20 protein-coding genes are annotated in these 22462 nt (G+C 72.4%); 10 read left to right on the top strand and 10 right to left on the bottom strand.

The window, feature by feature from the left end:
• Positions 1-217: 217 nt before the first annotated feature.
• Positions 218-724 carry a MarR family winged helix-turn-helix transcriptional regulator gene (locus ACIQCH_RS29000; RefSeq protein WP_402585654.1) on the bottom strand — a complete coding sequence of 169 codons (507 nt, stop codon included), beginning with the start codon at positions 722-724 and terminating at the stop codon, positions 218-220.
• 137 nt (positions 725-861) lie between these two features.
• Between ACIQCH_RS29000 and ACIQCH_RS28995 the strand changes: the two genes are divergently transcribed.
• The 5 genes from ACIQCH_RS28995 to ACIQCH_RS28975 all read left to right on the top strand — a co-directional run bounded on the left by ACIQCH_RS28995 (position 862) and on the right by ACIQCH_RS28975 (position 4567).
• The gene (locus ACIQCH_RS28995; protein WP_402585652.1) at positions 862-1827 is read left to right on the top strand and encodes an EamA family transporter; all 966 of its coding nucleotides are present in this window, start codon (positions 862-864) and stop codon (positions 1825-1827) included.
• 54 nt (positions 1828-1881) lie between these two features.
• The gene (locus tag ACIQCH_RS28990) at positions 1882-2835 is read left to right on the top strand and encodes a DMT family transporter (RefSeq protein WP_402585650.1); all 954 of its coding nucleotides are present in this window, start codon (positions 1882-1884) and stop codon (positions 2833-2835) included.
• A gap of 79 nt (positions 2836-2914) precedes the next feature.
• Positions 2915-3817 (top strand): LysR family transcriptional regulator, encoded by a 903-nt coding sequence (locus tag ACIQCH_RS28985; RefSeq protein WP_402585648.1) that lies wholly within the window; start codon positions 2915-2917, stop codon positions 3815-3817.
• Positions 3818-3878: 61 nt separating this feature from the next.
• Positions 3879-4172 (top strand): hypothetical protein, encoded by a 294-nt coding sequence (locus ACIQCH_RS28980; protein ID WP_402585646.1) that lies wholly within the window; start codon positions 3879-3881, stop codon positions 4170-4172.
• Positions 4151-4567, top strand: coding sequence for a DNA-binding protein (locus ACIQCH_RS28975; protein ID WP_402585644.1), 417 nt, complete (start codon positions 4151-4153; stop codon positions 4565-4567). Before ACIQCH_RS28980 ends, ACIQCH_RS28975 begins: the two co-directional genes overlap by 22 nt.
• 69 nt (positions 4568-4636) lie before the next feature.
• Here the strand turns inward: ACIQCH_RS28975 and pepN (ACIQCH_RS28970) are convergent, their stop codons facing one another.
• From pepN (ACIQCH_RS28970) to ACIQCH_RS28955, 4 genes are all read right to left on the bottom strand, one after another.
• Entirely contained in the window at positions 4637-7231 is a 2595-nt protein-coding gene (pepN, locus tag ACIQCH_RS28970) for an aminopeptidase N (RefSeq protein WP_402585642.1), read from the bottom strand.
• Between the two features lie 147 nt (positions 7232-7378).
• Positions 7379-8410, bottom strand: a complete 1032-nt coding sequence (locus tag ACIQCH_RS28965) for an aspartate-semialdehyde dehydrogenase (protein WP_402585640.1) — start codon at positions 8408-8410, stop codon at positions 7379-7381.
• A 250-nt stretch (positions 8411-8660) separates the two neighbouring features.
• A complete protein-coding gene (locus tag ACIQCH_RS28960) occupies positions 8661-11972 on the bottom strand; it encodes a S8 family serine peptidase (protein WP_402585638.1) in 3312 nt (1103 codons plus the stop codon).
• A gap of 220 nt (positions 11973-12192) precedes the next feature.
• Positions 12193-12756, bottom strand: a complete 564-nt coding sequence (locus tag ACIQCH_RS28955; protein WP_402585636.1) for a CGNR zinc finger domain-containing protein — start codon at positions 12754-12756, stop codon at positions 12193-12195.
• A 108-nt stretch (positions 12757-12864) separates the two neighbouring features.
• Here ACIQCH_RS28955 and ACIQCH_RS28950 point away from each other — a divergent pair, with 108 nt between their 5' ends.
• Both ACIQCH_RS28950 and ACIQCH_RS28945 read left to right on the top strand, forming a co-directional pair.
• Entirely contained in the window at positions 12865-13320 is a 456-nt protein-coding gene (locus ACIQCH_RS28950; protein ID WP_402585634.1) for a VOC family protein, read from the top strand.
• Between the two features lie 41 nt (positions 13321-13361).
• On the top strand, positions 13362-14303 hold the full coding sequence (locus ACIQCH_RS28945; protein ID WP_402585632.1) for a pyridoxamine 5'-phosphate oxidase family protein: 942 nt from the start codon (positions 13362-13364) through the stop codon (positions 14301-14303).
• A gap of 8 nt (positions 14304-14311) precedes the next feature.
• On the opposite strand, the gene ACIQCH_RS28940 is transcribed toward ACIQCH_RS28945, so the two are convergent.
• Both ACIQCH_RS28940 and pepN (ACIQCH_RS28935) read right to left on the bottom strand, forming a co-directional pair.
• The gene (locus ACIQCH_RS28940; protein WP_402585630.1) at positions 14312-15391 is read right to left on the bottom strand and encodes a hypothetical protein; all 1080 of its coding nucleotides are present in this window, start codon (positions 15389-15391) and stop codon (positions 14312-14314) included.
• 204 nt (positions 15392-15595) lie between these two features.
• Positions 15596-18166 carry an aminopeptidase N gene (pepN, locus tag ACIQCH_RS28935; RefSeq protein ID WP_402585658.1) on the bottom strand — a complete coding sequence of 857 codons (2571 nt, stop codon included), beginning with the start codon at positions 18164-18166 and terminating at the stop codon, positions 15596-15598.
• Between the two features lie 145 nt (positions 18167-18311).
• Here pepN (ACIQCH_RS28935) and ACIQCH_RS28930 point away from each other — a divergent pair, with 145 nt between their 5' ends.
• On the top strand, positions 18312-18956 hold the full coding sequence (locus tag ACIQCH_RS28930; RefSeq protein WP_402585628.1) for a DsbA family protein: 645 nt from the start codon (positions 18312-18314) through the stop codon (positions 18954-18956).
• 203 nt (positions 18957-19159) lie between these two features.
• On the opposite strand, the gene ACIQCH_RS28925 is transcribed toward ACIQCH_RS28930, so the two are convergent.
• Positions 19160-19816, bottom strand: a complete 657-nt coding sequence (locus ACIQCH_RS28925) for a superoxide dismutase (protein WP_402585627.1) — start codon at positions 19814-19816, stop codon at positions 19160-19162.
• Positions 19817-19992: 176 nt separating this feature from the next.
• Complete coding sequence (locus tag ACIQCH_RS28920; protein ID WP_402585625.1) at positions 19993-20235, bottom strand: GntR family transcriptional regulator; 243 nt, start codon at positions 20233-20235, stop codon at positions 19993-19995.
• Positions 20236-20393: 158 nt separating this feature from the next.
• Here ACIQCH_RS28920 and ACIQCH_RS28915 point away from each other — a divergent pair, with 158 nt between their 5' ends.
• Both ACIQCH_RS28915 and ACIQCH_RS28910 read left to right on the top strand, forming a co-directional pair.
• A complete protein-coding gene (locus ACIQCH_RS28915) occupies positions 20394-20705 on the top strand; it encodes a hypothetical protein (protein WP_402585623.1) in 312 nt (103 codons plus the stop codon).
• Positions 20705-20896 carry a hypothetical protein gene (locus ACIQCH_RS28910; protein WP_402585621.1) on the top strand — a complete coding sequence of 64 codons (192 nt, stop codon included), beginning with the start codon at positions 20705-20707 and terminating at the stop codon, positions 20894-20896. The genes ACIQCH_RS28915 and ACIQCH_RS28910 overlap by 1 nt, the downstream gene beginning before the upstream one ends.
• Positions 20897-20960: 64 nt before the next feature.
• On the opposite strand, the gene ACIQCH_RS28905 is transcribed toward ACIQCH_RS28910, so the two are convergent.
• Complete coding sequence (locus tag ACIQCH_RS28905) at positions 20961-22376, bottom strand: amino acid permease (protein WP_402585620.1); 1416 nt, start codon at positions 22374-22376, stop codon at positions 20961-20963.
• Positions 22377-22462: the final 86 nt, after the last annotated feature.

Here is a 22462-nt window from a genome sequence, read left to right as displayed (position 1 = left end):
GGCAACGGCCCACCCGCGCCCCCCCCCCCCCGGCCCCCCCCCCGCCCCCCCCCGGCCCCCCCCCCCCCCGCCCCCCCCCCGCCCCCCCCCCCCGGCCCCCCCCCGGCGCCCCCCCCCCCCCCCCCCCCCCCCCCCCGGGGGCGCCCCGTTTGTCATTCTTCGTCCCGCTGTCGTGCTGCGCCCCGTCGCCGCTCCCCGCGGTCGGGGCGCCGCCGCATCACGCCACCTGGTCCAGCAGCTTGCGCAGCAGCCCCGTCAACAGCTCGACCTCGTCCGCGTCGAGTCCGGCCAGCGCCTCGTACTGGACCTCCAGGCCCGCCACCACCGCCAGCTCGATCAGCTCGAACCCCCGCTCCGTCAGGGTCACCTGGAGCGCCCGGCGGTCGTGGGGGTCGGGGCTGCGGCGCAGCAGTCCGGCCTTCTCCAGCTTGTCCAGTCGCCCGGTCATGCCGCCGGTGGTGAGCATGAGCGAGGCCGAGAGCTGCCGCGGCGAGAGCGTGTACGGCTCGCCCGAGCGCCGCAGCGTGGCCAGTACGTCGAACTCGCCGCGCGTGACCCCGTAGCGCGAGTACGCCTTCTCCACGGCGTCCCCGACGGCGCGGCTGATCCGGTAGATGCGGCCGAACACCCCCATGGGCGTGACGTCGAGGTCGGGGCGTACCGCGTTCCACTGGGTGCGGATCGCGTCGACGGAGTCCTGGGCCGGCGGGGGCGTCTCGTTCATGGGCGGAAGTATCCGAGGGAGTGCGGCGGGACCGCAAGCCAGATCGCTTGCGAGAAAGTAGCTTGCAGCTAAGCAAATAGCGAGTAAGCTACTTCCATGCGACCGACCCGGGTCGCCGATCCAGGGGAGGTCCTGCCGTGAACCGTGCCGCCGTCATCGCCCTGACCGCTCTCGCCCCCGTCTCGTGGGGCTCCACCTACGCCGTCGCCACCGAGTTCCTGCCGGCCGACCGCCCGCTGTTCACCGCCGTCATGCGGGCCCTGCCCGCCGGACTGCTGCTGGTCGCCCTGAGCCGGACCCTGCCGAGGGGGGCCTGGTGGTGGAAGTCGGCGGTGCTCGGCGCGCTCAACATCGGCGCCTTCTTCCCGCTGCTCTTCCTGGCCGCCTACCGGCTGCCGGGCGGCGTGGCCGCGGTCCTCGGCTCCGCCGGACCCCTGTTCGTCGCCGGACTGGCCACGGTGGTGCTGGGGGAGCGGGTCCGCCCGCGGCAGCTGCTGGCGGCGGTGGTCGCGGCGCTCGGGGTGAGCATGGTGGTCCTCAAGGCCGGGGCCGCGCTCGACCTCGTCGGCGTCCTGGCCGGCGTGGCGTCCTCGGCCTCGATGGCCGCCGGCACCGTGATGACCAAGCGCTGGGGGCGCCCCGAGGGTGCCGGGCCGCTCGCCGTGACGGGCTGGCAGCTGACCGCGGGCGGGCTCCTGATCCTCCCGGTCGCCGCCCTCGCGGAGGGTGCGCCGCCCGCGCTGGACGGCCGCGCCCTGGCCGGGTACGGGTACCTCGCGCTGGTCAACACCGCGGTCGCGTACTGGCTGTGGTTCCGCGGCATCGGCCGGCTGACCGCCACATCCGTGACCCTGCTCGGCCCGCTCTCGCCGCTGACCGCCGCCGTGATCGGGTGGGCGGCCCTCGGGCAGGCGCTGTCCCCCGTGCAGGTCGCCGGGATGGCGGTGGCCTTCGGCGCGACGGTGGCGGGGCAGCTGGCGGCGGGGGCGGCGTCGCGGCCGAAGTCGGCCCCGAGCGTCCCGGTCGCCGGATCGTTCAGTTCAACTGAAAAGAACGATCGAAAGTTTTCGATGGACCTCACGGATGCGGCGGTGCGACGGTAGGTCCACCACACACCGAAACCACCATCCCGAACGGGAGAAGGGCAGGCGACAGCCGTGGCCGTCACGGACCGGACCAGCACCGCACCGCAGCAGGCACCCGCCGGCCCGGCACCCGCCGGACCGGGACCCGCCGGCGGCCGCCCGGCGGCCGCCGGGCTCGGCGTGGGCCTGGCACTGGTCGCGACGGTCGTGTGGTCCGGGAGCTTCGTCGCCTCCCGCGGGCTCGCCGACAGCGTCCCGCCCGTCCAGGGGGCGTTCTGGCGCTGGCTCATCGCCCTCGCGGCCGTGGCGCCCTTCGGGGCCCGGGCCGCGTGGCGGCAGCGGGCCCTGATCCGGGCCCACCTCGGGTTCGTCGCCCTCGCCTCGCTGCTGGGCGTCACCGTCTACAACACCCTGGTCAACCAGGCCGGACTGACCACCTCCGCCTCCAACATGGGCATGATCATGGCGGCCTCGCCGGTGGTCATGGCCGTCTTCTCCCGCCTCGGCGGCGAACGGCTCGGCGCCCGCCGCACCGCCGGACTGCTGGTCGCCGCCCTCGGCGTGCTGCTGCTGGTCGGCAAGGGCTCGGTGAACCTCGACCTCGCCGCGGGCGACCTGTGGATGTTCGCGGCCGCGCTGGCGTTCGCCTCGTACAGCGCGCTGCTGCGGCGCAAGCCGGCCGAACTCGACGGGACGGCGTTCCTGTTCACCACGTTCGTGCTCGGCGCGCTGATGCTGGCCCCGGCGTACGGGGTCTCGCTGGCGCTGCAGGGCGGCTTCGCGGCCACCCCGGGCACGGTCGGACCGCTGCTCTACGTCGGCGTCCTCTCCTCCGCGCTCGCCTTCTTCGCCTGGAACAAGGCGATCTCCCTCATCGGCGCCGCCCGCGCCGGAGTCGTCTACTACCTCCAGCCGGTCTGCGTCGCGCTGCTGTCCCTCGCGCTGCTGGGCGAGACCACGGGGCCGCTCCAGCTGGGGTGCATGGCACTGATCCTGGGCGGGGTGACCCTGGGCGCCCGCCGCTGACACGACCGACGCCGGTGGGTGCCCCCGTCGTCGGGCGAGACGGCCCTAAGTCGCCCGGTGCGCAGGTAGGTTGCGGGCCATGACCGAGTGGGACCTCAGAAAGCTCCGCATCCTGCGCACGCTCGCCGAGCGCGGCACCGTCACGGCGACGGCCGAGACGCTCCTGATGACGCCCTCGGCCGTCTCGCAACAGCTGTCGAACCTCTCCAAGCAGCTCGGCGTGCCGCTGCTGGAGGCGCACGGGCGCCGGGTCCGGCTGACCGGAGCCGCCCATCTGGTCCTGCGGCACGCCGAGGCCGTCTTCGCGCAGCTGGAGTCCGCCGACGCCGAACTCGCCGGCTACGCCCAGGGGGAGGCGGGCCGGGTCCGCCTCGCCGCCTTCTCCACCGCCGTGCCGGCCCTGGTCGTGCCGGCCGTACGGGCCCTGCGGCGTTCGCACCCGGGGCTGGAGCTGCGGGTGCGGGAGGCCGAGGCGGCCGAGTCGTACGAGCTGCTCGCCGCCGGCGAGGTGGACCTGGCGCTCTCGCTCGCGGCGCACGCCCCGTCGGCGGGGGACGCCCGCTTCACGCGGGTGCCGCTGTCGGAGGACCCCCTCGACGTGGCCCTGCCGCCCGGCCACGCGCTCGCCGAGGTGCCCGAACTGCGGCTGGCGGACCTGTCGGCCGAGCCGTGGATCTTCGGGGGCTCCGGGCCCTGGTCCGAGATCACGCGGACCGCGTGCGAGGCCGCCGGGTTCGTGCCCGAGCAGGCCCACTCCGCCGCCGGGTGGACCGCGATCCTCGCGCTGGTCGAGGCGGGGATGGGGGTGGCGCTGATCCCGCGGATGGTGCGGGCGAGGGCCGCCGGCGTCGTCGTCCGGGGGCTCCCGCACGACCGGCCGACGCGGCACGTCATCGCCGCGACCCGGCGCGGCGCGGCCACCGCCCCGGCCACGGCCCGGGTCCTGGCGGCCCTCCGTGCCGCGGCTTCCTCCGCCGAATGAGTGACACGCGGAATCGCCACTCCGCACCCCTGTTTGATAAAGGGATTGCTAATCTGGGCTCATGGATGCAGAGCCCACCCCCCCGGGTCTCGGCGAGGGGCCCGCGAAGGTCATCAGCGTCTCGCTCCCCGAGGGCACCGTGCACGCCCTTCGGGAGGCCGTCGGAGCCCGTGGCGTCTCCGCCTTCGTGGCCTCGGCCGTCGAGCAGCAGCTGAGGCACAAGGCGATGGAGACGTACATCGCCGAGTACGAGGAGGAGTTCGGGGCCTTCACCGAAGCCGAACGCGAGGAGGCCGCCGGGGAGTGGGCGCGCGCCGAGGAGGCGGAGGCCAGGTGGCAACGCGCCGCAAGCTGACGTCGGGCGGGACGCTGGTCCTGGACAGCGAGGGACTGTCGCAGTACCTCGCCCGACAGCGGGCCGTGGTCAACCGCGTCGACTACGCGCGGCAGCGTGAGGCGAACGTAGTGGTGAGCGGCGTCACGCTGGTCGAGGCTTACCACGCCGGGGTGAAGCGGGCGCACTGGGACTTCGTACTCTCCCAGCTCGACGTCAAGCCGATGACCGTCGAGTGGTTCCGCGAGGCGACCGATCTGCTGAGCGCCACCGGGCTGCACGGACACAAGTGCGCGATCGACGCGATGGTCGCCGTGACCACGCTGAACCAGCCCGGTCCGCTGCTCATGATCACGTCCGACGTGGACGACATGGCACGACTGTGCGGCGATCGCGTCACCCTGGTCGGGGTCTGACCCGCGACGCGCCGGTGCCCCGGCCCGCTGCGCGCAGCGGACCGGGGCACCGTGTCTACCCGACCGGGGTCAGGACGCGGCGGCAGCCGCGGCGGCGTCCGCGGACTGGGCCTTCAGGGCGCGCTCGACGCCCGAGCGGGACTCCGAGACCAGTCGGCGCAGGGCCGCGTTCGGCTCGGCCGAGTCCAGCCAGCCGTCGGTGGCGTCCAGGGTGGCCTGCGAGACCGACAGGGACGGGTACAGCCCCACCGCGATCTGCTGCGCGATCTCGTGGCTCCGGCTGTCCCAGATGCCCTTGACCACGGCGAAGTACTTCTCGCCGTACGGCGCGAGCAGCTCCCGCTGGTCGGTCTGCACGAAGCCGCCGATCACGGCCTCCTGCACGGCGTTCGGCAGGTCGGCGGACTCCACCACCGACGCCCACGCCTCGGCCTTGGCCGCCGCCGTCGGACGCGCCGCGCGGGCGGTGGCCGCGTGCCGCTGGCCCGCCGCCGTGTTGTCCCGCTCCAGCTCCGCCGAGATCTCCTTCTCGTCGGCCCGGCCGGTGGCCGCCAGCCGCTCCAGGAAGGCCCAGCGCAGCTCGGTGTCGACGACCAGGCCCTCGACCGCCTCGGCGCCGGACAGCAGCCCGTCCAGCAGCTCCAGCTGGGCGTCCGTACGGGCGGTGGCCGCGAAGGCCCGCGCCCAGGCCAGCTGGTGGTCGCTGCCCGGGGCCGCGGCGCGCAGGTGCTCCAGCGTCGCCTCCGTCCACAGGGCCAGACCCGTCTCGCGCCAGGTCGGGTCCGCGTACAGGTCGATCGCCAGCTTGACCTGGCGGTGCAGCGACTGCACCACGCCGATGTCGGTCTCCTTCGCGATGCCCGACAGCACCAGCTGCAGGTAGTCGCGGGCGGCCAGCTCGCCGTCGCGGGTCATGTCCCAGGCCGAGGCCCAGCACAGCGCGCGCGGCAGCGAGGCCTCGAAGTCGCCCAGGTGGGCGGTGACCTTGGCGAGCGACACCTCGTCGAGGCGGACCTTCGCGTACGACAGGTCGTCGTCGTTGAGCAGCACCACGTCCGGGCGGTGGTGGCCCACCAGCTCCGGAACGTCCGTCAGCTCGGCCGCGGCGATGTCCAGCTCCAGCCGGCGCTCGCGCAGCAGCTTGCCGCTGGCGTCGTCGAGGCCGTAGAAGCCGATCGCGATGCGGTGCGGCCGCAGCACCGGCTCGCCCTTGGCGCCGGCCGGCAGCGCCGGGGCCTCCTGGCGGACCTTGAACGAGGTGATCACGCCCTGCGCGTCGGTCTCGACCTCCGGGCGCAGGATGTTGATGCCGGCCGTCTCCAGCCACGCCCGCGACCAGGTCGACAGGTCGCGGCCGGAGGTCTCCTCCAGCGCGCCCAGCAGGTCGGACAGGCGGGTGTTGCCGAAGGCGTGGGCCTTGAAGTAGGCCTGGACGCCCTTGAAGAACTCCTCCTGGCCGACGTACGCGACGAGCTGCTTGAGCACCGAGGCGCCCTTGGCGTACGTGATGCCGTCGAAGTTGACCAGGACGTCGTCCAGGTCGCGGATGTCCGCCATGATCGGGTGCGTGGACGGCAGCTGGTCCTGCCGGTACGCCCACGTCTTCATGGAGTTGGCGAACGTGGTCCAGGCGTGCGGCCACTTCGAGTCCGGCGCGTACGCCTGGCACGCGACGGAGGTGTAGGTGGCGAACGACTCGTTCAGCCACAGGTCGTTCCACCACTCCATGGTGACCAGGTCGCCGAACCACATGTGGGCCAGCTCGTGGAGGATCGTCTCGGCCCGCACCTCGTACGCGGCGTCGGTGACCTTCGAGCGGAAGACGTACTGGTCGCGGATGGTCACCGCGCCCGCGTTCTCCATCGCGCCCGCGTTGAACTCGGGCACGAAGAGCTGGTCGTACTTCGCGAACGGGTAGTCGTACGCGAACTTCTCCTGGAACCAGTCGAAGCCCTGCCGCGTGACCTCGAAGATCGCGTCCGAGTCGAGGAACTCCGCCAGCGACGGACGGCAGTAGATGCCCAGCGGCACGTGCTGCCCGTCCGGGCCCTCGTACGCGCTGTGCACCGCGTGGTACGGGCCGACGATCAGCGCGGTGATGTACGTCGAGATGCGCGGGGTCGGCTCGAAGCGCCAGACCTGGTCCGCGGGCACCTCGGGGGTCGGCGAGTTCGAGATGACCGTCCAGCCCTCGGGGGCCTTGACGGTGAACTGGAAGGTGGCCTTCAGGTCGGGCTGCTCGAAGGACGCGAACACGCGCCGCGCGTCCGGCACCTCGAACTGCGTGTACAGGTACGCCTGCTGGTCGACCGGGTCGACGAAGCGGTGCAGGCCCTCGCCCGTGTTGGTGTACGCGCAGTCCGCGACGACGGTCAGCTCGTTCGCCCCGGCGGCCAGGCCGGGCAGCTCGATGCGGGAGTCGCGGAAGACCGCGGCCACGTCGAGGGAGCGGCCGTTGAGCACGACCTCGTGCACGGCCGGCGCGACCAGATCGATGAAGGTCGTGGCGCCGGCCTCGGCGGAGGAGAAGCGCACGGTGGTCGCGGACCGGTAGGTGCCGCCCTCCTGCGCGCCGCTCAGGTCGAGATCGATCTCGTACGAGTCGACGGTGAGCAGCTTCGCCCGCTGCTGCGCCTCTTCACGGGTCAGGTTCGTGCCAGGCACGCGTTCATCTCCTTCGATGGTGACGGTCGCGGCCATCCTTGCACGCCATGCCGAAGGGCGGGCACTCAATAGAGTGTCCGCCCCTTTCGCGTGGATTCCGCAGATCTTCCGGGGGCGCGGGCGCACCCCCGGAGGATCCGCTGCGCATCAGCCCTGGCGCAGCTCTTCCGCCACCAGCTCCGCGATCTGCACGGCGTTCAGCGCCGCGCCCTTGCGCAGGTTGTCGTTGGAGAGGAAGAGCGCGAGGCCGTGCTCGACGGTCTCGTCCACGCGGATGCGGCCGACGTACGAGGCGTCCTTGCCGGCCGCCTGGAGCGGGGTCGGGATCTCGGAGAGCTCGACGCCCGGGGCGTCCTTGAGCAGCTCGTAGGCGCGCTCGACGCTGATCGGGCGGGCGAAGCGGGCGTTGACCTGGAGGGAGTGGCCGGAGAAGACCGGGACGCGCACGCAGGTGCCGGAGACCTTGAGCTCCGGGATGCCGAGGATCTTGCGGGACTCGTTGCGGAGCTTCTGCTCCTCGTCGGTCTCGAAGGAGCCGTCGTCGACGATCGCGCCGGCCAGCGGCAGCACGTTGAAGGCGATCGGACGCTTGTAGACGCCGGGCTCGGGGAACTCCACGGCCCCGCCGTCGTGCGTCAGTTCGGCGGCCTGGGCCGCGACCTGCTTGACCTGGCCGTCCAGCTCGGCGACGCCGGCCAGGCCCGAGCCGGAGACGGCCTGGTAGGTGGTGGCGATCAGCGCGGTGAGGCCGGCCTCCTCGTGGAGGGGGCGCAGCACCGGCATGGCGGCCATGGTGGTGCAGTTCGGGTTGGCGATGATGCCCTTGGGGCGGTCCTTGATCGCCTCCGGGTTGACCTCGGAGACCACCAGCGGGACCTCGGGGTCCTTGCGCCAGGCGGAGGAGTTGTCGATCACGACGGCGCCCTGGCCGGCGACCTTCTCGGCCAGCGCCCGGGAGGTGGTGCCGCCGGCGGAGAAGATCACGATGTCCAGGCCGGAGTAGTCGGCCGTGGTGGCGTCCTCGACGGTGATCTCGCGGCCCTCCCACTCGAGGGTCGAGCCCGCGGACCGGGCCGAGGCGAACAGGCGGAGCTCGTCCACCGGGAACTTCCGCTCCGCGAGGATCTTGCGCATGACTCCGCCGACCTGACCGGTGGCTCCGACGATTCCGACCCTCACGGTGACTCCCTCACGTGCTCTGTGGCGCTGACCGCCGCTCTGTGTGCTGCCGGCCTGCTCCATCATGCGTGCGACCCCGGGCCGCTTGTCCAATCCATTGTCCGCAGTACGGACCGCGGATCTTGGGCGGGCGGGACGAACGCGCGGCGGGGCCGTCGCGGGAGCCCGGAACACGCCGTCCCGGCACCCGGAAACGCCCGTGGGGGCGGCGCTCGTGACGAGCGCCGCCCCCACGGGGTCGTGCGGGGTGTTACGGGGTGACGCTGTCGATCTGGACGCTGCCCAGGCCGGCGGCGGTGCCGCGGCCGTTCAGCAGCTGGACCTGGCCGAAGAACTGCCGGCCCTCGGGGGCCGGGCCGTTCACGACGACCTTGGCGCCGACGGCGGCCGAGGCGCCGTTGGCGAGGTCGACCGTGGCGGCGTCGTCGACCGTGACCGAGCCCAGGCCGTTCGAGTAGTACACGTCACGGTAGTCGTACGTGGTGCCGGCGGCGCCGACCGCGTACCCGATGACCTTGATCTGGTAGGTGCCCGCGGCCGGGTTGACCAGGGACACGGCCTCCTCGGAGTCGCCGTCGGCGGAGGAGCCGACCTTCACGCCGTCGCGGTAGACCTCGAGGTCGAGGTCGGCCGCGGCGTCCGAGACGTTGCCGATGGCCACGTCGAGGCGCTCCACACCGGCACCGAGGACGACCTCGGTGGTCTGGGTGTCACCCTCGTTGATGGTGGGCTTGGCCACCTTCGCCGAGCCGAGCGGGCCGCCCTTGAGCTTGCCGCCCGCGATGGCCGCGAAGTCGTTCTTCAGGGTCCAGGAGACGTCGGCCGGGACACCGGCCTTGACCTCGGGCAGGACCTTGACGGCCGGGTCGAACGCCGCGCCGAGCACGGTGGCGTCCAGCTTGAACGGGTTGTCCAGCAGCGGCGACGTGCGACGCGCCTCGACCTCGATCTCCCAGACGCCCGGCTGCGGGTTCGCGTACGAGCGCAGGTCGGGGCGGCAGGTGTTGGCCGGGTTGTTGTAGTTCGGGTAGCACATGGTGGTCGCGCTGGGGTCGACCGGCGTGCCGTACGGGTGGATCGCGATGAAGCGGGTCTGGCTGCCCGCGGCGAGGCCGCCCAGGGCCACCTCGAGGCTCTTCGCGCCCTGCGGGACCGTGACGAAGTACGTCTTGTGGCTGTTGCGCTGGACCGACGAGGTGGAGGAGAGGCCGAAGCTCGGCTTCACCAGGTCGGTGGCGACCACGACGGTCGACAGGATCTGCTTGTCGACGCCCTCGGTGGACTCGTCGTCCAGCTCCAGGATCGCGCTGTGCACGCCCGCGGTCTTCGGGGCGGCCTGCACCTTGACGGTGACCGGCTTGTTCAGCGGCAGGGTGATGTAGTCGTAGTCCGTCAGCGCCTTGAAGGTGCCGTCGTTGTACTTCCACTTCAGGTCGTGGCGCACGCCCCACTTCGGGCCCGTGGTGCGGGTGATGGTGACGTTGTACGTCTTCTTCTTCCCGACCTTGAGACCGCCCTCGCGGTCGTACAGGCCGGTGCCGAAGCCCGGCTCCTTCAGGAACTGGTCGAGAGCGGTGTCGACCGGCGCCTTGACGGTGTAGTCCCAGGCGTTCGCGCCGCGCTGGATGGACTCCCACGCGCCGACGATGTCCATCAGACCCGCGCCCTGCTCGTGCGCCTGGACACCGTCGATCTTCTTCGCGGTGCTCGCCAGCGCGGTGCGCAGGGTGGCCGGGGTGAGGGCGATGCCCTCCTTCTTCGCGGCCGAGATCAGCAGCGCCGAGGCGCCGGCGGCCTGCGGCGAGGCCATCGAGGTGCCCTGGAGCATCGCGTAGCCGGCCGGGAGGGGGTAGCCCGCCTCGGCGACCGGGGAGCCCGGCAGCCAGGTCTGGACGGAGTTGATCGCGGCACCGGGCGCGGAGATGGTGGGCGTGAAGCCGCCGTCCTCACGCGGACCGCGCGAGGAGAACGGGAACATCGCGTACTTCTTGTCCACGACGGAGCCGTAGTTGGCGGCCCAGGTCTCCTTGGAGACCGCGGCGCCGACGGAGATGACCTTGTCCGCCAGGCCGGGGTCGCCGATGGTGTTGATGCCGGGGCCGGAGTTGCCCGCGGAGATGACGAGCTGGACGCCGTAGGTGTCGATCAGGCGCTTGTAGAGCTCGGCGCGCGCGTTGTTGCCGTCGTTGAGCGCCGGCAGGCCGCCGATGGACATGTTGACGATGTCCACGCCACGGTTGACGACGAGGTCGATCATGCCCTCGGTCAGCGCGACGTTGGTGCAGCCGCCGCTCCAGGAGCAGGCGCGCGAGGAGACGATCTTGGCGCCGGGGGCGGCGCCGTTCATCTTGCCGCCGAACAGGCCGTTGGCCGCGGTGATGCCCGCGACGTGGGTGCCGTGCTCGGACTCGATGATGCCGATGTTGACGAAGTCCGCCTTCTTGCCGACCCAGGTCCCGCCGAGCGGGTCCATCGGGACGTCCTTGCGGATCTCGACCACGAACGGGATGCGCTCGGCGACGTCGGTGGCGGGGTTGTCCGTACCGAAGTAGCCGACCTGGTAGCCGTCCTTGTACGGCTTCATCGGCTCGTTGTTCGTGAAGTCGCCGTCCTGGTCGGTGTCGACGCGGACGGTACCGGCGGCCGGGTCGTACAGCATGCCGAACCGGTCGGTGGTGTCGCCGTCGCGGTTGACGTCGCCCGCCTCGTCACCGGTCGCGGTGACCGACTCCGAGAAGCGGCTCCACTGGTACGAGCCCTCCGGGGCCTTCCAGCTCTGGCCACCGGCGGTGAACTCCGCGCCCGAGACGGGGGTGATCTGGGCGCGCCACGTGCCGTCGGCGTCGGTGAGCGGGTCGGTCGCGGTGACCCAGTCGACGATCTTGCGCTCGCCGGTGGTGGTCTTCTGCAGGGCCGGGTGGCCGAGGTCCACGCCGGAGTCCAGGACGCCGATGGTCACGCCGCGGCCGTCGGCCTCGGGGTGCTCCTGGACGAACTTGACCGCACCCGTCTCGAACGAGGGGTTGTACGGGTTCTTCGCCGGGGTGTCCTTGCCGGGCGCCGGGTAGCTGCCGCTGGTCGCACCAGCGGCCCCCTTCGCACGGTCGCCCGCCGGGGTCGGGTCGTCGAGCTTGATCTCCTGCTTCAGGTCGATGCCCTGGACCGAGGAGAGCTTGGCGGCGGCCTTGAGGGCCGCCCCGGCCTTGCCGGTGGGGAGCGTGGCGCGGACGTAGCCGAGCTTGTCGTCCGTACGGCCGACCGACGCGCCCTGAACCGCGTCGAGCTGGCCGGCCACCTGCTCGGTGGCACCGGGAGCGGTGGCCACCATGACGGTGACGGTCTTGTCGCCCTTGGCCTCGGCCTGCTCGAGGAGCTGGACGTCGGCCGAACCGAGCTTGTCCTCGGCGGACTTGACGGGGGCGGTGCCGGGGTCGGCAGCACCCACCGCCGCGAGCGCGGGCACGGGGCCCGCGGCCGCGAGCGCGGCCACCAGGCCCGCGGCGGCCGCGATGCGCGCGGCGCGTCTGGCCCCGGATATGGAGCTGGGGGATTCGAGGGTCATCAGCATCCCTGCGTAAGTGAAAGAAACGGTCCGGATTTCGGTGCCGGATGACCGGTCAGCTTTGCGCAAGGGACAGCCGTTTGGGGAGGGTTGTTATTGACGCGTGCCCGTCATGGCGGAGACCCGCCACCGGGCCGGATGCGTCAGCGGGACCGAACCGGATGAAATCCGGGCGATCCGAAGGCCCTTGAGGGGCCTGGAATGTCGACTTGTCTACGGGCTAATGGTCGCGCGCGCGAGCGTAGTGACGAGCCGCCTTGGCGCGGTTTCCGCAGGCAGCCATCGAGCACCAGCGCCGGGTGCCGTTGCGCGAGGTGTCGAAGAAGTGCAGCACGCACGTGGTCGAGGCGCACTTGCGGATCCGGTCCGGCCCCTTGTCCAAAAGGTCCAGAAGGTTCCGGGCCGCGGTCCACGCCGGGCCCCAGGAGCGGTCGTCGAACTCGGGCTCCTCGGAGGTGCCCTCCGCCCCCACCCGCAGCCGGATCCGGCCGTGGTCGAGCACCGCGTCGAGGAGTTTCAGGGCGGCCGGGTCGACGGGGTCGGCGACGGCCCGGGCCAGTGCCTCGCGGGCGGTCAGCAGGTGGATCAGCGTCGGGGCGTCGGCGCGGAACCGGTCCGCCAGGCCGGCCGAGGCCAGCCAGAGCGCGAGGCCCTCCATCCGGGTCAGGCCGGCCGCCCCCGCGAAGAGGTCCTGCAGCTCACCCTCCCGCATCCACCGCGTGTTCAGCAGGTCGAGCGCGGCCGGCTCGCCGATCAGCGGGCGCGGGTCCGTCGTCGTGGCCACCCCGGGCCTCCTCTCGTAACCGCTCAAGAGTACGTGAACGGTTGACACCCGGGATCTCTAACCTTTAATCTCCAATTGAAAGGTTAGAGCAACCGAAAGGGGGCAGCCGTGACGGCTGTCGGCACTCTGAGCACCGGCCACATCGGCCTGAACGTCACCGAGCTGGGGCGCTCGCTCGGCTTCTACCGCGACGCGCTCGGCTTCGAGCTGCTGGGCGAGGGCAAGGAGGAGGGGCGCCGCTTCGCCTTCCTCGGGCAGGGCGGCGAGCTCGTCCTGACCCTGTGGGAACAGGCCGAGGGCGGGTACGCGGCCGGCTCCGCGGGCCTGCACCACCTGGCCTTCTCGGCCGCCTCCATCGAGGAGGTCCGGGACTTCGAGGCCCGGCTGCGCGCCGCGGACGTGGACTTCGCGTACGAGGGCGTGGTCGCGCACCGCGAGGGCTCGGCCTCCGGCGGGATCTTCTTCCACGACCCGGACGGCACCCGGCTGGAGATCTCCGTGCCGACCGGCGCCGAGGGCGCTCCCGCCCCCACTGCAGGCGCCCCGACCTGCGGATTCTTCTAGACCCCGACCTGCGGAACCTTCCGGAAAGGAGGGCGGCGACCATGACCGCGACCAGCGGCCCGTACCACCCCGGCTCCCGGGCCGTGCAGGACCGGGTCGGCGTCCGCGACGCGGCCGACCACGTGGGGCGCAGCATCGGCCCCGGCATCCGCGACGTGGCCGCCGCCTTCCTCGGCCGGCAGCCGATGCTCGTCGTCGGAGCCGCCGACGCCGACGGCCACCTGTGGGCCTCGCTGCTCACCGGCGCCCCCGGCTTCGTACGGGCCACCGGACCCGACCGGATCACGGTCACCGGCGGGCTGCCGGCGGGCGACCCGCTCGCCGGGGTCCTGGCCGACGCCCCCGGCACCCCCGTCGGGACCATCGCCCTCGACCCGCGCACCCGGCGCCGGATGCGGTTGAACGGCACCGCCCGGCCCACCGCCGCCGGCTTCGCGGTCGACGCCGAACGGGTCTTCTCGAACTGCCCGAAGTACCTGCAGAAGCGGCAGCCGCTCGCCGTCGAGTGGGAAGGGGCCGGTGTGGTGCGGCGCGGCGGGGCGCTCGACCCCGACCAGGTGCGCACCGTCCGCGCCGCCGACACCTTCTTCGTCGCCACCACGGCCGACGGCGGGGTCGAGGCCAGTCACCGGGGCGGCGACCCCGGCTTCGTCGAGGTCCTCTCGCCCACCGAGCTGGCCTGGCCGGACTACCCGGGCAACGCCATGTTCCTGACCCTCGGCAACCTGGCCGAGGACCCGCGCGCCGGGCTGCTCTTCCCGCACTGGGAGAGCGGCCGTACCCTCCAGCTCACCGGGCGGGCCCGGACCGAGTTCCGCGCCGACGGCACCCGCACCACCCGCTTCACCGTCGAGGGAGTGCTCGAGGCCGAGCACCCGGGCCGCCTCCGCTGGAGCACCCCGGAGTACCCCCCGGCGAACCCACCGGTCGCGCCCCCGGTCGACTCCCCGGCCGACCCTCCGGTCCCGCCCGTCGCGGCCTGACGGCCGCCTCACCGGGGCAGGACCACCACGTAGGCGGCGGGCTCGCGGTCCCCGGACGCGGTCAGCGCGGTCCGGACGACCGTGGCCTGCTGGTCGGGGAAGTCCCGCAGCTTGCGCGGGGTGATGTAGAGGACGGTCAGGCCCAGCCGCTCCAGGTGCTCGCGCTTGCGGGCGTACTCCGACCACTCCGCCTCGTCCTCGCCCTGCCGCGGGGCACGGGTGTCCAATTCCAGCGCCACCGCGTGGTCGGGCCAGTACGCGTCGACCCCGCCCAGGTGCGGGCCGCCCGGCAGCCGCAGGTCCACGTTCCACACCGGGGCCGGCAGTCCGTACTCCCGGACCAGCCGGTAGAGCCGGTCCTCGGCGATCGCCCGGCCCTCCGCCAGCAGCGAGTCCACCGCGTCCACCACGTGCGGCCGGTTCAGCAGCCGGGCCAGGGTCAGTTCCCGCACCGCCGCCGCCGGTTCGCAGTGCCCGCCGCGCACCGCCTCCGTGAGCAGCCGGCGCACGGTGGCCGCGTCCGACAGCTGCGCCACCGCGTCCGCGAGCGCCCGGGCCACCGGCGCCACCGGCACCCCGGTCACCTCCTGGGGCAGCGGCGGGGTGTGGGCGCGCACCAGGCGCACGAAGCCGGTGGAGCGCAGCCGGCGGGTGCTCGGCACGACGATGTCGACGTGCTCCAGGGCGAGCAGCGGGGGCGCGGAGGTGAACCCGTACAGCGCCAGCGCGGCCAGGCCGGTGACCATGGCGTCGCCGAAGCCCTTCTGCTGGGGGAGCACCCCGCTCGCGGGCCGGCCGGCGTACAGCAGCGCGGCGTGCAGCCGCTCCTCGCTCGTGGCCGGGCCCGGGTGGAGCAGGAACACCCCCGGCAGGACCTGCTGCCACGGCCCGCCCGGCCGGCACCGCTCGGTGGTGGCGGCCGGGGTCACCCCGTGCTCGCGCAGCTGGGCGACGCTGAGCACCCGGCGCTGTGCGCCCGACAGGTGCTGGAGCGGGCGGGGGGAGACGGGAGCGGCGGGGGAGGTGGGGGAGGCGGGCGAGACGGGGGAGGGGGTCTGGCCGCCGTACGTGGGGGAGTTGTGGTTCATGTTGGCGAGATTCCCGCACCGGGGCCGGCTCTTAACCGTTGTTACAGTCCCGTCGACAAATGCGGACAACCCTGCGCTAAAGTACGCGCGTTCGAGTGCCGAGACCCTTGCGGCCGTCCGGGTGAACCCGCTATGCGAAAACGCCGGTGGGGCTGGTTTCCCAGCTCCACCGGCGTCATCACGTCGGATCGGACCCGCGGGGGATCAGACCCCGGCGAGCGCGTCCCGCTCCTGGGCCCGCAGCGCGCGGGCCAGGTCGTCACGGGCCTCCAGCACCAGCCGGCGCAGCGCCGGAGCCGCGTCGGCGTGCGCGGCCAGCCACGCGTCGGTGGCCTCCAGGGTCGCGGGGGAGTCCTGCAGCGCGGGGTAGAGACCGCGCACGACATCCATGCCGATCTGGATCGACCGCTCGGCCCAGACCCGCGTGACGGCCTCGAAGTACTTCGGCGCGTACGGGGCCGTCAGCGCCCGCTGCGAGGGCTGCTGGAAGCCCGCGATGGTGGCCTCCGCCAGCGCGTTGGACAGCGCGTCCGACTCCACCACGGCCGCCCAGGCCTGCGCCTTGACGGCCTCCGACGGCCGCGCCGCCAGGCAGCGCACCGAGTGCCGCTTGCCCGAGGCGGTGTCGTCCCGGGCGAGCTCCGCGTCGATCCGCGCCGCGTCGGCCCGGCCGGCCGCGGCCAGCGGCTCCAGCAGGTCCCAGCGCAGCTCCTGGTCCACGTCGAGGCCGTCGATCCGGGCCGTGCCGTCCAGCAGCCCCTCCAGCAGGACGTGGTCCGCCTCGGTCGTCGCGGTCGCGGCGAAGAACCGCGCCCACAGCAGCTGGTGCTCGGAACCCGGCTCGGCCAGCCGCAGCTCGTGCAGCGCGCCCGCCGCCAGCTCCCGGCCGCCCTGCTCGCGCCAGGCCGGGGCCGCGTAGTGGGTGACCGCGGTACGGGCCTGGGCGTGCAGCATCTGCAGGACGCCCACGTCGCCCTCGCGGCCGGCGAAGGCGAGCACCAGCGAGACGAAGTCGCGCGCCGGCAGCAGGCCGTCCCGCGTCAGGTTCCACAGCGCCGACCAGCACAGGGCGCGGGCCAGCGGGTCGGCGATGTCCCCGAGGTGCTTGCGCAGGGTCGCCAGCGAGCCGTCGTCGAAGCGGATCTTGCAGTACGTCAGGTCCTCGTCGTTGACCAGGACCAGGTCGGGCCGCTCGGCGCCGGCCAGTTCGGCGACCGCCGTGCGCGCACCGGCCACGTCGACCTCGGCCCGCGCGTACCGGACCAGCGCGCCCGCCTCCGCCCGGTACAGGCCCACGCCCACCCGGTGCGGGCGCAGCTCGTCGCCGTCCTGGACGACCGCGAGCTCGGCGATCCGGCCCTCGGCGTCGTACGCGACCTCCGGCGTCAGCGCGTTGACCCCGGCGGTCTGCAGCCAGGACCGCGACCAGCCGGCCATGTCGCGGCCGGAGACCTCGCCGAGCACCGTCAGCAGGTCGTCCAGCGTGGTGTTCCCGTAGGCGTTGGCCTTGAAGTAGCGGCGCGCCCCCTCCAGGAACGCGTCCCGGCCGACGTACGCCACCAGCTGCTTGAGGACCGCGGCGCCCTTGGCGTACGTGATGCCGTCGAAGTTGAGCTTGGCGTCCTCCAGGTCACGGATGTCGGCCGTGATCGGGTGCGTGGAGGGCAGCTGGTCGGCGCGGTAGGCCCAGGCCTTGCGGTTGTTGGCGAAGGTGACCCAGGCCTGGTCGAAGCGGGTGGCCTCGACCTGCGAGAAGGAGCCCATGAAGTCGGCGAAGGACTCCTTGAGCCACAGGTCGTCCCACCACTTCATGGTGACGAGGTCGCCGAACCACATGTGGGCCATCTCGTGCAGGATCGTGTTGCAGCGCCGCTCGTAGGAGGCCCGGGTGACCTTGCCGCGGAAGATGTACTCCTCGCGGAAGGTGACCATGCCCGGGTTCTCCATCGCGCCGAGGTTGTACTCGGGTACGAAGGCCTGGTCGTACTTCCCGAAGGGGTAGGGGAAGTCGAAGTTGTCGTGGAAGAAGTCGAAGCCCTGCTTGGTGACGAGGAAGACGTCGTCCGCGTCGAAGTGCTTGGCCAGGCCCTTGCGGCACATCGCGCCCAGCGGGATCTCCAGGTCCCCGCGCCGGTAGACGTCCGTCACGTAGTGGTACGGGCCGGCCACCACGCAGGTGATGTAGGTGGAGATCGGCTTGGTCTCGGCGAACCGGACGGCGGTGCCGCCCTCCGCCGCGGCCTCGCGGGACTCCTCGGCGCCGTTGCTCCACACCTGCCAGCCCTCCGGCACCGTGACCCGGAAGCGGTAGGGGGCCTTGAGGTCGGGCTGCTCGAAGTTGGCGTACACCCGGCGGGCGTCGGCGGGCTCGTACTGCGTGTAGAGGTAGACCTCGCCGTCCTCCGGGTCGACGAAGCGGTGCATGCCCTCGCCGGTGCGGCTGTAGGCGCAGTTCGCGTCGACCACGAGGGTGTTCTCGGCGGCCAGGCCGGTGAGCGTGATGCGCGTCCCGTCGAAGACGGCCGCCGGGTCGAGGGTCTCGCCGTTGAGGGTGACGGAGTTCACCGAGGGCGCGATGAGGTCCGCGAAGGTCGTGACGCCCGGGCGGTGCGCGCGGAACGTGACCGTGGTCACGGAGCGGAACGTGCGCGGCCCGCCCTCCGGTTCGGCCTCGTCCACCGCCGAGCGGAGGTCGAGCTCGACCTCGTACGCGTCGACGGACAGCAGCTCGGCCCGCTCGTGGGCCTCGTCGCGGGACAGATTCTCACCGGGCACGTGCACTCCTTCGTGCGTGATCGCCATGACGTGCGCATCCTCCCACGGGGAATGCGCGGGGGGTCGGGCCGGTTGGCCGGTACGGCACGTTCCCGACGGACGTGCCGCGGACATGCGTACGAGTGCGAACCGATGAAGGAGAGACATGCCCGACACCCAGGTGGGCGAGAAGACCGCGGTCGACTTCTGGTTCGACCCGCTCTGCCCCTGGGCCTGGATGACGTCCCGCTGGATGCTGGAGGTCGAGAAGGTCCGCGACGTCGAGGTGCGCTGGCACGTGATGAGCCTCGCCGTCCTGAACGAGCACCGGCTGGACGAGCTGCCGGAGCACTACCGCGAGCTCATGGCCACGGCCTGGGGCCCGGTCCGGGTGGTCGTCGCCGCCCAGCAGAAGCACGGTGACGAGGTGACCGGCAAGCTCTACACCGCGCTCGGCACCCGCATCCACAACGACGGCCGGGGCGTCACCACCGAGGTGATCGCCGAGGCGCTGGCCGAGGTCGGCCTGCCGGCCGAGCTGATCGACTTCGCCGACTCCTCGGACTACGACGTCGAGCTGCGCGCCTCGCACAAGGACGGCATCTCGCGCGTCGGCGAGGACGTCGGCACCCCCGTGATCTCGGTGCCCGGCGCCGACGGCGCCGAGGTGGCCTTCTTCGGCCCGGTGGTCACCCCGACCCCGCGGGGCGAGGCCGCGGCCCGGCTGTGGGACGGCACCCTGCTGGTGGCCTCGACCCCCGGTTTCTACGAGATCAAGCGGACCCGCACGCAGGGCCCCCGCTTCGACTAGATCCCTGCATGGCCGGGGAGCAATACATCAACCGCACACGGACCAAGGGTCCGTCGGGGACATCCCCGCATCAGCAGGGAACCTTGCTGAAAACGACGGAAGGCCCTCGCGAGTCACGTCCTCGTGAGGGCCTTCCGCTCTGCACGCCCGCACGCGAAAGGTGAGAAGACGATCACGAGGCGGACGGGATCAGAGGGCTGGCGTCAGCCCTGGGCGGGGATCAGCAGCGGGGTGTTGGCCTTGGCGTCGGCGTAGCGCTTGGCCACGTCCTGCCAGTTGACGACGTTCCACATCGCCTCGATGAAGTCCACCTTCTGGTTCTTGTACTGCAGGTAGAAGGCGTGCTCCCAGGCGTCGAAGACGAGGACCGGCACCGACGCCTGGCCGACGTTGCCCTGGTGGTCGTAGACCTGCTCGACGACCAGGCGGCCGCTGAGGGGCTCGTACGCGAGCACGCCCCAGCCGGAGCCCTGGGTCATGGAGGAGGCGAAGGTGAGCTGCTTCTTGAAGGCGGCGAAGGAGCCGAAGGACTCCGTGATCGCGTCCGCCAGCTCGCCCACGCCGTCGGCGTGCGTCGGCTCGCCGCCGCCCTCGCCGGTCTTCGGGCTGGCCATGTTGTGCCAGTAGATGCTGTGCAGGATGTGGCCGGAGAGGTGGAAGGCCAGGTTCTTCTCCAGCCCGTTCAGCGCCCCCCAGTTCTCCCTCTCCCGCGCCTCCGCGAGCTGCTCCAGCGTGTCGTTGGCGCCCTTGACGTACGCGGCGTGGTGCTTGTCGTGGTGCAGCTCGATGATCTGCGGGTTGATCACCGGCTCCAGCGCCGCGTAGTCGTACGGCAGTTCCGGAAGCGTGTAGACGGCCATGCGTGTTTCGGTCCCCTCGCGTGCGTGATCACTGTTATTGCAATCAATGCGCAACTGCACGCTAGCAGTATCTATTCCGTTGATCATGCAAGGGATGCCTTACCGCGGGCGAGCCGCCCCGGGTGCGCCGAAGGCCCCCGACGCGGATCGCGGCGGGGGCCTTCTGGGGAGTGCGGTTACTTGCTGGATGGGTCGACTACGTAGACGCCCATGCCGGTGACGGTGTGCACGAGACCCTCGTCCTTCAGGACCTGGACAGCCTTGCGGAGGGTGTCGCGGGCGACGCCGAACTCGGCTTCCAGTGCGACGAGGCTGGGGATCCGGCGGCCGGGCGGGATGCTGCCGTCCTCGATGCGGGCCCGCAGGCTCGCGGCGATCTGGCGGTACGGCGGAACGGGCCCTTCCCGGTCAATGCTCATGGCCTCGACCCTAGGCATCCATCATGGACCTGCCATAGCTATAGCCGGGGGTAGACGGGGGTAGTACACCTCCCCTACGCTACTGCGCGAAACGCGTAAGACCCCGGCGACGGCGGCAACCGTCCCGGGGCGTGGCCGATCTGAGTAAGGAGATCGACGTGGGTGAGCTTATCCGTGCCCTCGTGTGGGGCGGGATGGCGTGGTGGGGGCTTCGCGGCGGCGGGCAGCGGCAGCCGGCCGTGCCCGTGCGGGCGGTGTGGTGGACGCGGGGGGAGCCCGGGCCGGTGCTGCCCGCGGCGCGGTCGCCGTACGGGGCCGACGACGGGCCGCTCGACGGGGACGCGGCCCCGCTCGTGCGGCCGTACCAGCGCGCGCACGAACAGTGGCAGCGGCGGCTGGCGCTGGTGCTCGCCGCGGACTTCGGGGTCGACCTCGACACCCACCTCGTCGGCGCGCGGAGCGCGGCCTGATGGCGCGTCGGCCCACGCGCATGTGCGTGGAGTGCGAGGAGCTGACGACGGACTTCGTCGTCGTGTCGGAGGTGCACGCCGGGTCCGGGCCCGGCTTCAACGTCTACGCCTGCCGGGACTGCGCCCCGGACGTGCCCAGGCCTCCGGACGTGCTGGAGCTGTTCGAGCGGAGGGGCGGCGCCTCCTGCTGAAGCCGCGACGCGGAGGGCGGGCCCCGGCACGGATGCGCCGGGGCCGGGCCCGTACGCGGCCGAATCAGGCGGAGGCGGAGCCGCCGCGGCGCTGGAGGGCGTAGCCCGTGGTGGCGAGGGCGGCGGTCAGGCCGCCTGTGAAGAGGACCTGGACGCGCGTGTCGGCGTCCCACGCCATCAGGGCCAGCACCGCGACGACGCCCGCCAGGGCGACCCACGTCAGGTACGGGAAGCCCCACATGCGCACCACCAGCTTCTCCGGCGCCTCCCGCTCCGTCCGCCGGCGCAGCAGGAACTGGGAGACGGCGATGAAGCCCCACACGACGAGGATCACGCCGCCGACCATGTTCAGCAGCCAGGCGAACAGGGTGTCCGGGTACCAGTAGGAGAGGAGCACCGTCACGAAGCCGAAGCCCGAGGAGGCCAGCACCGCCCGCCGCGGGATGCCCCCTCCGGCCTTGCCGAGCGCCTTCGGACCCTGGCCGCGGGCGACCAGCGAGTACGCCATGCGCGAGGCGCCGTAGATGTTGGCGTTCATCGCGGACAGCAGGGCGATCAGGATGACGACGTTCATGATCTGGCCGGCGCCCGGGATGCCCAGCCGGTCCAGCGCGGCGGCGTACGGGCCGTCCTCCGTGACCTCCTTCGCGTCCCACGGGACGAGGGTGACGACGGCCAGCATCGAGCCCACGTAGATGACCGCGATCCGCCACATGGTGGTCTTCACGGCCTTGGCCACGCCGCGCACCGGGTCGTCCGACTCGGCCGCCGCGATGGTGACCGTCTCCAGCCCGCCGTACGCGACCACCGAGGCCAGCAGGCCGACCAGCAGCCCGCTCACACCCGTCGGCAGGAACCCGCCGTTGCCCAGCAGGTGGCCGGCGCCGGGGGAGTCGGTGCCGGGCAGCACGCCCAGCACGGCGAGCACGCTCAGGGTGAGGAACAGGCCGATCGCACCGACCTTGAGCGCGGCGAACCAGAACTCGAACTCGCCGAAGTTGCCCACCGAGAGGAGGTTGCTGCCGCAGAAGAACGCCATGAAGACCAGTACCCACAGCCAGGCCGGGGTCCCGGGCAGCCAGCCGTGCACGATGTTCGCCGCGCCGATCGCCTCGATCGCCACGCCCACGCACAGCAGCGTCCAGAACATCCAGCCGACGGTGAACCCGGCCCACGGGCCGACCGCGCGCTCGGCGTGCACCGAGAAGGAGCCGGACGCGGGGTTGGCCGCGGACATCTCGCCGAGCATCCGCATCACGCACATCACGAGCAGGCCGGACGCCGCGTACGCCAGCACGATCGAGGGTCCGGCGGCGGCGACGCCGGCGCCGGAGCCCACGAAGAGGCCCGCGCCGATCACGCCGCCGAGGGCGATCATCGACAGGTGGCGCTGCTTGAGGCCGTGGGAGAGGCCGCCGGCGGATGCCTGCTGCGGGGCCGGGGAGGTGCCCGGGTCGTGGGGCGCGAGGGTCTGACTCATGCCGCCAAGTGTCGGCGGGTGTCCGGAACTCGGACGTGAACGCCCGTTATTCGGACATCCGCCTCACGGGCAGTGATCGTTCCCGC

This window comes from Streptomyces sp. NPDC093225, from assembly GCF_044753805.1.
In the GTDB taxonomy this organism is placed as follows: Bacteria; Actinomycetota; Actinomycetes; order Streptomycetales; family Streptomycetaceae; genus Streptomyces.
Note: the sequence above shows the minus strand (reverse complement) of the source record. Positions and strands in the feature narration are given on the sequence as shown.

Excerpts from the sequence above, each read along its gene's own strand:
- ACIQCH_RS29000 (WP_402585654.1), bottom strand. The coding sequence starts at position 724 with ATGAACGAGACGCCCCCGCCGGCCCAGGACTCCGTCGACGCGATCCGC.
- ACIQCH_RS28985 (WP_402585648.1), top strand. The coding sequence starts at position 2,915 with ATGACCGAGTGGGACCTCAGAAAGCTCCGCATCCTGCGCACGCTCGCC.
- ACIQCH_RS28980 (WP_402585646.1), top strand. The coding sequence starts at position 3,879 with ATGGATGCAGAGCCCACCCCCCCGGGTCTCGGCGAGGGGCCCGCGAAG.
- ACIQCH_RS28960 (WP_402585638.1), bottom strand. The coding sequence starts at position 11,972 with ATGACCCTCGAATCCCCCAGCTCCATATCCGGGGCCAGACGCGCCGCG.
- ACIQCH_RS28945 (WP_402585632.1), top strand. The coding sequence starts at position 13,362 with ATGACCGCGACCAGCGGCCCGTACCACCCCGGCTCCCGGGCCGTGCAG.
- ACIQCH_RS28940 (WP_402585630.1), bottom strand. The coding sequence starts at position 15,391 with ATGAACCACAACTCCCCCACGTACGGCGGCCAGACCCCCTCCCCCGTC.
- ACIQCH_RS28930 (WP_402585628.1), top strand. The coding sequence starts at position 18,312 with ATGCCCGACACCCAGGTGGGCGAGAAGACCGCGGTCGACTTCTGGTTC.
- ACIQCH_RS28925 (WP_402585627.1), bottom strand. The coding sequence starts at position 19,816 with ATGGCCGTCTACACGCTTCCGGAACTGCCGTACGACTACGCGGCGCTG.
- ACIQCH_RS28920 (WP_402585625.1), bottom strand. The coding sequence starts at position 20,235 with ATGAGCATTGACCGGGAAGGGCCCGTTCCGCCGTACCGCCAGATCGCC.
- ACIQCH_RS28910 (WP_402585621.1), top strand. The coding sequence starts at position 20,705 with ATGGCGCGTCGGCCCACGCGCATGTGCGTGGAGTGCGAGGAGCTGACG.
- ACIQCH_RS28905 (WP_402585620.1), bottom strand. The coding sequence starts at position 22,376 with ATGAGTCAGACCCTCGCGCCCCACGACCCGGGCACCTCCCCGGCCCCG.